At 60.3% G+C, this 9076-nt stretch carries 9 protein-coding genes; 5 read left to right on the plus strand and 4 right to left on the minus strand.

What is annotated here, in order from left to right:
• Nucleotides 1-92: 92 nt before the first annotated feature.
• On the plus strand, nucleotides 93-2744 hold the full coding sequence (locus tag AC07OV_RS30315) for a DUF4118 domain-containing protein (protein ID WP_495093597.1): 2652 nt from the start codon (nucleotides 93-95) through the stop codon (nucleotides 2742-2744).
• Between the two features lie 37 nt (nucleotides 2745-2781).
• Complete coding sequence (locus tag AC07OV_RS30320) at nucleotides 2782-3471, plus strand: response regulator (RefSeq protein WP_176998586.1); 690 nt, start codon at nucleotides 2782-2784, stop codon at nucleotides 3469-3471.
• Between the two features lie 132 nt (nucleotides 3472-3603).
• Here the strand turns inward: AC07OV_RS30320 and AC07OV_RS30325 are convergent, their stop codons facing one another.
• Entirely contained in the window at nucleotides 3604-4641 is a 1038-nt protein-coding gene (locus tag AC07OV_RS30325; RefSeq protein WP_495093598.1) for a patatin-like phospholipase family protein, read from the minus strand.
• A gap of 217 nt (nucleotides 4642-4858) precedes the next feature.
• Here AC07OV_RS30325 and AC07OV_RS30330 point away from each other — a divergent pair, with 217 nt between their 5' ends.
• From AC07OV_RS30330 to AC07OV_RS30340, 3 genes are all read left to right on the plus strand, one after another.
• The gene (locus tag AC07OV_RS30330) at nucleotides 4859-5137 is read left to right on the plus strand and encodes a hypothetical protein (protein ID WP_010176194.1); all 279 of its coding nucleotides are present in this window, start codon (nucleotides 4859-4861) and stop codon (nucleotides 5135-5137) included.
• Nucleotides 5138-5181: 44 nt separating this feature from the next.
• A complete protein-coding gene (locus AC07OV_RS30335) occupies nucleotides 5182-5943 on the plus strand; it encodes a CHAD domain-containing protein (RefSeq protein ID WP_495093599.1) in 762 nt (253 codons plus the stop codon).
• A gap of 90 nt (nucleotides 5944-6033) precedes the next feature.
• On the plus strand, nucleotides 6034-6831 hold the full coding sequence (locus AC07OV_RS30340; RefSeq protein ID WP_176998589.1) for an acyl-CoA thioesterase: 798 nt from the start codon (nucleotides 6034-6036) through the stop codon (nucleotides 6829-6831).
• Nucleotides 6832-6834: 3 nt separating this feature from the next.
• Here the strand turns inward: AC07OV_RS30340 and AC07OV_RS30345 are convergent, their stop codons facing one another.
• The 3 genes from AC07OV_RS30345 to AC07OV_RS30355 all read right to left on the minus strand — a co-directional run.
• On the minus strand, nucleotides 6835-7197 hold the full coding sequence (locus AC07OV_RS30345) for an Mpo1-like protein (protein WP_010211905.1): 363 nt from the start codon (nucleotides 7195-7197) through the stop codon (nucleotides 6835-6837).
• A gap of 296 nt (nucleotides 7198-7493) precedes the next feature.
• On the minus strand, nucleotides 7494-7895 hold the full coding sequence (locus tag AC07OV_RS30350) for an Imm50 family immunity protein (protein WP_176998590.1): 402 nt from the start codon (nucleotides 7893-7895) through the stop codon (nucleotides 7494-7496).
• Nucleotides 7892-9076, minus strand: a 1185-nt coding sequence (locus AC07OV_RS30355) for an RHS repeat-associated core domain-containing protein (RefSeq protein WP_495093600.1), incomplete at its 5' end; no start/stop codon positions are given. The genes AC07OV_RS30350 and AC07OV_RS30355, both read right to left, overlap by 4 nt.

The raw sequence follows: 9076 nt of genomic DNA on the forward strand, positions 1-9076 counted from the left end.
CACATATGGAATGCATTCCCCTGTGGGAGCCGGGCTTGCCCGCGATGGCGGCCTGAAGTACACCCGATAAACACCTGAAGGAACCCCCGCGCATGAGCGACTCCGGCCGCGCCGATGCCCTGCTAGCCGAACTGCCACGGGACGGCCGTGGCCGGCTCAAAGTCTTCCTGGGCGCCGCGCCCGGTGTGGGCAAAACCTACGCCATGCTCCAGGCCGCCCACACTCAGCTGCGCCAAGGCGTGCGCCTGATCGCCGGCGTGGTCGAAACCCACGGCCGCGCCGAGACCGAAGCCTTGCTCAGCGGCCTGCCGCAACAACCGTTGCTGCGCAGCGAATACCGCGGCGTGATGCTCGAAGAAATGGACCTCGACGGCCTGCTCGCCGCCAAGCCCAAGCTGGTGCTGGTAGACGAACTGGCCCACAGCAACGCCCCCGGCAGCCGTCATGAAAAGCGCTGGCAAGACATCCAGGAGCTGCTCGCCGCTGGCATCAACGTGTTCACCACGGTCAACGTCCAGCACCTGGAAAGCCTCAACGATCAAGTACGCGGCATCACTGGCGTGCAGGTGCGTGAGACCCTGCCGGACTGGGTGCTGCAAGAGGCCGATGAACTGCTGCTGATCGACCTACCGTCCCGCGAGTTATTGGAGCGCCTACGCGACGGCAAGGTCTACGTGCCCGAGCAGGCCCGCGCGGCCATCGATGCCTTCTTCACCCAGACCAACCTGATGGCCCTGCGTGAACTGGCAATGCAAACCGCCGCCGCCCATGTCGACGATGACTTGGCCCAGGGCTATCGCCAACTCGGGCAGGCGGCGCCGGCGGTGCGCGGGCGTTTGCTGGTGGGCGTGGATGGCGATGCGCAAGCTGAGCGCCTGGTGCGCCACGCCAGCCGTGTGGCCCAGCGCCGGCATCTGCCGTGGAGCCTGGTGCATATCGACAATGGCCGGGCTCGGGATGAGCAATCGCGCCTGCGCCTGCAGAACGCCCAGCAGTTGGCCGAGCGGCTTGGCGGTGAAGTGGTGTTATTGCGGGCGGGGGAGGTGGCCAAGACGCTGATCCAGCACGCCGCCGAACGCCGCGCCAGCCTGGTGTTGGTCGGGCAGTCGCGGATGCGCTGGCGTCGACGCCTGTTTGGCGGCGGTTTGGCCGCTCGCTTGTTGCGTAACGCACGCGGCTTGGAAATCAACGTGCTGGACAGCGACGACATCCCCGCGCCGCCACGCTTGCCGGATGTGCGCGGGCTGGTGTGGTTCGACTACGGCCTGGCAGTAGTGGCGACCATCGTGGCTGCGGCGTTGGCCTGGGCGGTGGCCAGTGTGTTGCCGTTGCCGAATATCTCATTGGTGTTTCTGGCTGCCGTATTGCTGGTGGCCGTGCGCAGCAGCCTGGGCCCGTCCCTGGTGTGTGCCGCGCTGTCATTCCTGGCCTACGACTTTTTGTTTATCCCGCCGAATTTCTCCTTCGCCATCCAGCGCGAAGAGGACGTGCTGACCCTGTTGTTCTTCCTGTTGATGGCCGCCCTGACCGGCAACCTCGCCGCACGTCAGCGCCGGCAATTGCAGGCACTGCGCGATACCCAGGAAGAAACCAGCGAACTGCTCGACCTGTCGCGCAAACTGACGGCGGCCACCGACCGCCAGGCCGTTATCAGCGCGGCGGCTCATCACCTTGAGGGGTGGAGCGACCTGGACCTGTGCCTGGTCAACCGTGACGGCCAGGGCGGCTGGAAGGTCGAGACCGGCGCCGCGCTGAACCTCACCGAAGCCGAGCGCGCCGCTGCCGACTGGGCGTGGCAGCACGATCAACCGGCCGGCATGGGCACCGGCACCTTGCCGTTCGGGCGTTGGTGGTGGTGGCCGTTGTCGGGCGAGGAGGGGCCGCTGGGCCTGCTCGGCGTCAGCCCCAAACCGGGGCTGGAACTGAGCGGCCAGCGTCGCCGTTTGCTGACTGCATTGAGCCAACCGCTGGCCCAGGCGTTGGCCCGGGCGCAGTTGGCACAGGAGCTGGAGTCTGCGCGCCTGCACGGCGAAACCGAGCAACTGCGCAGCGCCTTGCTCGCCTCGGTGTCCCATGATTTGCGCACGCCGCTGACGGCCATGCGTGGCAGCATCGACAGCCTGCTGGCCCTTGGCGAAGCCATACCCCTGGAGGATCGTCGCGAACTGCTGGAAGGCACCCGCGATGAAGCCGAGCGTCTCGATCGCTATATCCAGAACCTGTTGGACATGACGCGCCTGGGCCACGGCGCCCTGAAGTTGGCGCGTGACTGGGTCTCGCCGGGTGACATCGTCGGTAGCGCCCTCGGCCGGTTGCGTGCGGTGCTGGCGCCGTTGCAGGTGAAGACCGATGTGCCCGTGGCGTTGCCGTTGTTGTATGTCCACGCGGCGTTGATCGAGCAGGCCTTGGTCAATGTGTTGGAAAACGCGGCACGCTTTTCACCCGCCCAGGGCCGCCTGGAGGTGAGCGCCGGGGTCGCCGATGATCAGCTGTTTTTCGCGGTAGCCGATGAGGGGCCGGGTATTCCTGAAGACGAGCGCGCGAAGATTTTCGACATGTTCTACACCGCCGCCCGGGGCGACCGCGGCGGGCAGGGCACGGGCCTCGGGTTGGCGATCTGCCAGGGCATGGTCGGTGCCCACGGCGGGCATATCAGCGTGGCCGATGGCATTGAAGGGCGTGGCACCTGCATCACCCTGTTCCTGCCATTGCCGACCCAGCCTGGCTTGGAACGCGAGGCTTGAGCTACCCTCTTTTCTCCACGGATTTTGATTGGACACCATGAGCCAGACCGCGACGATATTAGTCATTGATGACGAACCGCAGATCCGCAAATTCCTGCGCATCAGCCTGGCCTCCCAGGGCTACAAGGTGATCGAGGCCGGCACCGGCAACGAAGGCCTGGCGCAAGCGGCGTTGAGCAAACCGGATTTGCTGGTGCTCGACCTGGGTCTGCCCGACATGGACGGCCAGCAGGTGCTGCGCGAGTTTCGCGAGTGGTCGACGGTGCCGGTGTTGGTGTTGTCGGTGCGGGCCAGTGAAGTGCAGAAAGTCGAGGCGCTGGACAGCGGTGCCAATGACTACGTGACCAAGCCGTTCGGCATCCAGGAGTTTCTCGCCCGTGTGCGCGCTTTATTGCGCCAGGCACCGGCCGGGGAGGCCCAGGAAGCGGCGTTGAATTTTGGCCCGCTGACGGTGGACCTGGCCTATCGCCGGGTGCTGCTGGACGGCGTCGAAGTCGCCCTGACTCGTAAGGAGTACGCGGTGCTGGCGCAACTGGCGCGGCACCCGGGGCGCGTGATCACCCAGCAGCAATTGCTCAAGGACATCTGGGGCCCGACCCATACCGAGGACAGCCACTACTTGCGGATCGTGGTGGGGCATTTGCGCCAGAAACTGGCGGATGATCCGACGCAGCCGCGTTTTATCGTGACTGAGGCGGGGGTGGGGTATCGTCTGTTAAACGCATAGGTTTGTGGTGTCTGGCCCACCGCTATCGCAGGCAAGCCAGCTCCCACAGAGGTTCGCATTTCGCCACGCGGCACGCGATCAACTGTGGGAGCGGGCTTGCCCGCGAAGAGGCCTTCAGCCACACCAACACGCTCAGCGCTGCTCACTCTCATACCGATCCAACGTATCACTGGCAATTTCCCGTCCCAACGCAATCAACTCCGGCGCCTTGTAGAACTCGAAAAACCGACACACCCGCTTTGGCACGTTGATCAACACATCAGGCGGGTAGCCAGCAATCTTGTACTGCGCCAAAGACGTCTGCATCACCTCGAAACTCTGGTTGATCAGGTCCAGCAGTGACGCCGGCCCCACGTTGTCGATGATGAACGAACCGGTTGCTGACTTGGGCGCGCCGGCTTTTTCCGGCGCGGCGGCGGGTTGCTGGGATTCGGGCTCGGCCGATTCCAGCCACGGGTTGATCTCTGCCGCTTCAGCCTGCAAGGCTTCCTGTTCCAGCTTCATCAGCTGCTCGGCCTGCTTGCGTCGAAAGGGCAGGTGCGAGCCCAGTGATTTGGCCAGGCTGTTGAAGCGGCTTTTGAACGCTGGCGGGCGCTGGATCACCGGCAGGTGATAGTGCTTCTGGTTGGTGGCGTTGAGGTTGACCGCGATGATCAAATCGCAATGGCTCGACACCACCGGCACGATCGGCAGCGGGTTGAGCAGGCCGCCGTCCACCAGCATTCGGTTGCCTTGCATCACCGGCGTAAACAGGCTGGGGATGGCGGCCGAGGCGCGCATGGCCTGGTGCAGGCAGCCTTCCTGGAACCAGATTTCCTGCTGGTTAGTGAGATCGGTGGCGACGGCGGTGTAGGGGATGCGCAGCTCTTCGATATTGATTTCACCGACGATCTTGCGGATTTGCCCAAAGACCTTCTCGCCACGAATCGCCCCCAGGCGAAAACTCACGTCCACCAGGCGCAGCACATCCAGGTAATCGAGGCTTTCAATCCAGTTTCTATAATCCTCCAGCTTGCCGGCCGCGTAGATCCCGCCGACTACGGCGCCCATGGAGCATCCGGCGATACAGGCGATGTCGTAGCCGCGCCGTTCAATCTCTTCGATCACCCCAATGTGGGCGTAGCCCCGGGCCCCTCCGGAGCCCAGTACCAAGGCAACACGTTTTTTCATGGTCCATGTCCTCCCCAAGGCAGGTGCCCACAATGCACCCATTGAGGGGGCGTCTTCAATCTTCGCCTGGGGCGGTAATATTTTTGCTGGCGGGACGCGGTGCTCGGGTATGCTCTGGCGATAGGCGCTTTTGATTTGGGGCTGACAGACAAGGCACTTTTTCTTGTAGGCAACGTCTACAACGTACGACTGTTTTTCTTTATTTGAGGTGTCATCGATGAAAGCCTGGATGTGTGTGCCTGTGATCGTGTTGGCCCTGGCCGGTTGTGCCGGGAAAACCGCGTACCGCGACAGCTGCGGCACGCAACTGGACGCCGCGTGGCATGAGCTGGACCTGGCCAAGGCCGAAGGCTTCGCCGGCACCGTGAGCTACTCTAAGGCCTTGTCCTTGCTGACCGGTGCCAAGACCCAACAGCAATTCGAAGCGTTTGAAGGCTGCTCCAACAAGGCCGAGAAAGCGCGGTTCTATATTCGTGAGTCGCGCGCCGGGCGTTGACCTGTAGCCGTGATCAGGGATTTTCATCGTCAGGGGAGGAAGGGATGTCAGCGCTGGTTGATCAGTTAGTCGCTCAGGTCATTGGCCTGGAAGTAGGGTTACTGAGCTGCCAGGCTCGCCTCGCCGCCGTCACTGACGATGAAGCCTTGCATGACCTGCGCACCACCGTGCGGCGCCTGCGCAGCCTGTTACGGCCCTTGCGCGGGTTGCCGGGTGTAGAGCAGCTTGAGTTGGCTGCCAGCGCGGTCGGCCAATTGACCACGCCATTGCGGGACCGCGAGGTCCTGGCGGCGTACCTGCATCATCATGGTCATCACGCGGCGGCAGACCGACGTTTGCGCTTGCAACCCGATGCGTATCGACACGTGGCGCAAAGCCCGGAGTTGGCGCACCTGCTGCTCATCCTGGATGCCTTCCCGCGTTTTATCCGCGCCTCTGAACACCAAAAGCTGCTCAAGGGCCTGCGCCCCCGCATCGAGAAACGCCTGGCCAAGCAATGGCAGAAGCTTGATGAAGCACTCAAGGATCCCGGCCATGATCGCCACCGCTTGCGGTTGCTGATCAAGCGCGTGCGCTACGCTGCCGAGGCTTATCCCGAGTTGGACAAACTCCCTGCCAACGCCATGTCTCGATTGAAAAAAGCCCAGGGTGCCCTCGGTGATTGGCATGACTGTTGGCAATGGTTGGCCCAGGCTGAGCATCAGCCAGACCTGCAGCCCTGTGTTGCGACGTGGCATCGCACCATGGCCAAGGCAGAAGGGCAGGCAGACAGGGTGCTGGAAAAACTCAGCGCCGATTGCTTCTGAAACGGTCCGGTTTTTGGCCGGAATAGGCGCTGTATCGCAAGGGCGCGATGGTTAACATCCCCCCATCTGTTTAGCTGATGTGAGGTCGCCATGCGCTTTAGTGATTTGCTCGACGCCGCCCGTCGCAACCCGCTGGATGTCACCATCCCCGCCGAATGGGCTCAGGGGCGCGCAACCTTTGGTGGCCTGGTCGCCGCACTGCAATACGAAGCCCTGCGTGCCCAGGTACCGGATGGCCGGCCTTTGCGCTCATTGGCCGTCACCTTTGTCGGCCCGGTGACGGCGGATGTTCCCGCCCGCTATCAGGTTGAAGTGCTGCGTGAAGGCAAGGCCGTCAGCCAACTGCTCGGTCGCGTGGTGCAGAACGGTGAAGTGGCGACCCTGGTGCAAGCCAGCTTTGGCGCATCCCGCGAATCAGAGATTGATGTGGCCAGTGAAGCGCCGCCGACGTTCAAGCATTGGGATGAATGCCAGGAACTGCCGTACATCAAGGGCGTGACGCCTGAATTCATGAAACACGTGGCGATGCGTTGGAGCGTCGGCGGGTTGCCGTTTACCGGCAATAAGTCTCGCGACATGGGCGGCTGGGTACGCTTGCGCGGCGACGTGAAGGAAGAACCGTTGACCGAGTCGCATATCCTGGCCCTGGTCGACGCCTGGCCCCCGGCCTTGCTTCCTCACCTGAAAAAGCCCGCGCCCGGCAGCACCCTGACCTGGACCATCGAGTTCATCCAGCCCCTGCAAGAGCTGACGACCCTCGACTGGTGCCAGTACTACGTCAACATCGAGCACGCCCGCGACGGCTACGGCCACGCCGCCGCCGCGCTGTGGAGCCCGACCGGCGAATTGATCGCCATCAGCCGCCAGACCGTGGTGGTCTTCGCCTGACTTTCAGTGCCGATGGCGCTGCCGCCAGGCGCGCCACCAGCCGCCGCTTAATACAAAGCGTGGGAAAGTCACAAACTGCTCGACCACCAGGCGCTGCACCGCATCTTTACGATCACTGAACGGCTCACTGGCCTCGGCTTCCAGGCTGTGACCATGACGCTGCAACGCCAGGCCGGCCAGGATGCCGACCACGCCAACAGCGAAACTCGCCAGGCTCAGGCTGAACACGCCCGATACAATTAACAAGAACCCGATGATGAACAGCGGCACGGCAATCAGGTGCAACGCCAGGTTGGTCGGGTGTTGATGGTTTTGTGGGTAGTTACGCCATTGCCAGGCGGGGAGATTGGGGTGACGTTTGCCCATGATGGTGAATCCTCTGTCCGTTGAAACATCTTGGACAGAGTTTAGGCGGGGTGGGACGGGTGGGCGAATTGGGGATGGCTATGGGGGTTATAGAGAGGCATTTTTCATGCCCAAGTGACGCAGTCATGCTCGTCCATATGGATTAGAAGCGTGAGGTGGGTATCGGTTAGCCAGAATGGGTAGCCGGTTGTTTCACCCAAGAGAGATGTAACATCGTGTGCACCACCGACTTGCCAACCTCTGTATTTTGAGTCGCATACCAACAGAATTAGATTGTTTTCGCTAAAGAGCGCTTTTTAAAAGTCCTCATCATTGCCTCTGATGTAAACATTTGGGTTGATCAATGAAATGTCCTTAGAGTTGAATTCGATTAAAGAGTGTTTGTTGGCGGCTTTAAAGTGAAGTTGGCCGTCTTTTTTTGTTATTTCTACTGCGAAAGTATCTCTGTTTGGTATGTTGAGTATTTTTAGATCGCTAATTTCATAGCAGTCAATGCCGAGCCTGCAGACGTTGTAGCCCTTGTCTTTCCATTTTTCCGGTAGGACATCCGGAAACTCAGGTATGTCAAATCCAATTCCCAGTCTCGGTCGGTCATTGTCTATTTGTAAAGAGAAGACAGAGATATCACCTATCTCGACAGGCCGGCTGAAGATTTTTTCAAAAAAAACATTCTTATTTATTTCGTTCCAGTATTTCATTGTTGTTTCCTAAAGTAATAGTGTGTTTTTGCACCGGTAACCTTTCCGTTTCGAGGATACTCAATAGGTCTTAAGTTAAAATGTGTTGTTTGGTCTCCTACTCCATCAGGTCTATTGAATTTATGCCCGGCAGAGTGATCTTGGATGAGAACTTGTGTGCCGTTTTCTCTTGTAAATTGATAAACCCTTGTCTCAATGGGTTGACCAGCAGCATCCAATATTTTTTTATCACTTTTATCGGTCATGTTTTCTATTTTGTACTGTGTCGTTTGCCCTGAAATTGGATGAGTCATTACATCTGGACTTTGATTCATCGGTATACCGGCGTCCCTTTTAGCTTGTCTGAAAGCTCCCTTACGCGATACGCCAGGGACGCTCGGTTCAGTAGACTTTGAGCAAGCAGGATTTTTCCCTATTGAGCCAGGGCAATTCGCGTTAAGGCCTAATGGATCCACCCATCCCGTAGGATTGGGCACGTACTGGTACGTGTTGATCCCACCCGCCAGCTTCACCGGGTCCGGTGTCAGGTAGCGACCCAGATCCGGATTGTAGTAGCGATGCCGGTTGTAGTGCAGCCCGCTTTCCTGATCGAAGTACTGGCCCTGAAAACGCAGCGGGTTGTCGACTTTTCCGACGTCCAGGCGACTGATTTCGCCGTACGCGCGGTAGTGGGCAGACCAGACGATTTCGCCGTTGGGGGCGGTGAGTTCTTGTGGGGTGCCGAGGTGGTCGAGTTGGTAGTGGAAGGGCTTGGTTTGTTTGGGGCCAAAACCTTCCAGTAAAGCCAAGGGCCTGAAGCTACCGGGTTCGTAGAGGTAGCTGCGATGACGGTCTTTGTGGTGCTCGGCAATCAGCTTGTCGCCTTGCCAGAAAAACTCCGTGGTTATGTCATCAACGGTTTTGCTGATCCGCCGTCCAAATGGATCGTATCGGTAGCTGGCGGTCTGCCCATTGGGTTGAGTGATGCCAACCAGCCGATGCTGGCAGTCATAACGGTACTCGGTGACCAGTGCGTGCCCACGCCCACTCCGCTCACGGATCAAGTTTCCAAAAGCGTCATAGTCGTAATGCCGGTCCCCTTGGATCATCAGCCGATTGCCCGCCACGATGTCCGGGCCGGGGCGGTTTTGCATGAGCAGGTTGCCGGCCGGGTCGTGGGCGAAGCGTTCTTGCAGGTCCTG

This window comes from Pseudomonas sp. GW821-FHT09A09 (assembly GCF_059418405.1).

Coding starts and splice junctions, on each gene's coding strand:
- AC07OV_RS30315 (WP_495093597.1), top strand. CDS start 93: ATGAGCGACTCCGGCCGCGCCGATGCCCTGCTAGCCGAACTGCCACGG.
- AC07OV_RS30320 (WP_176998586.1), top strand. CDS start 2,782: ATGAGCCAGACCGCGACGATATTAGTCATTGATGACGAACCGCAGATC.
- AC07OV_RS30325 (WP_495093598.1), bottom strand. CDS start 4,641: ATGAAAAAACGTGTTGCCTTGGTACTGGGCTCCGGAGGGGCCCGGGGC.
- AC07OV_RS30330 (WP_010176194.1), top strand. CDS start 4,859: ATGAAAGCCTGGATGTGTGTGCCTGTGATCGTGTTGGCCCTGGCCGGT.
- AC07OV_RS30335 (WP_495093599.1), top strand. CDS start 5,182: ATGTCAGCGCTGGTTGATCAGTTAGTCGCTCAGGTCATTGGCCTGGAA.
- AC07OV_RS30340 (WP_176998589.1), top strand. CDS start 6,034: ATGCGCTTTAGTGATTTGCTCGACGCCGCCCGTCGCAACCCGCTGGAT.
- AC07OV_RS30345 (WP_010211905.1), bottom strand. CDS start 7,197: ATGGGCAAACGTCACCCCAATCTCCCCGCCTGGCAATGGCGTAACTAC.
- AC07OV_RS30350 (WP_176998590.1), bottom strand. CDS start 7,895: ATGAAATACTGGAACGAAATAAATAAGAATGTTTTTTTTGAAAAAATC.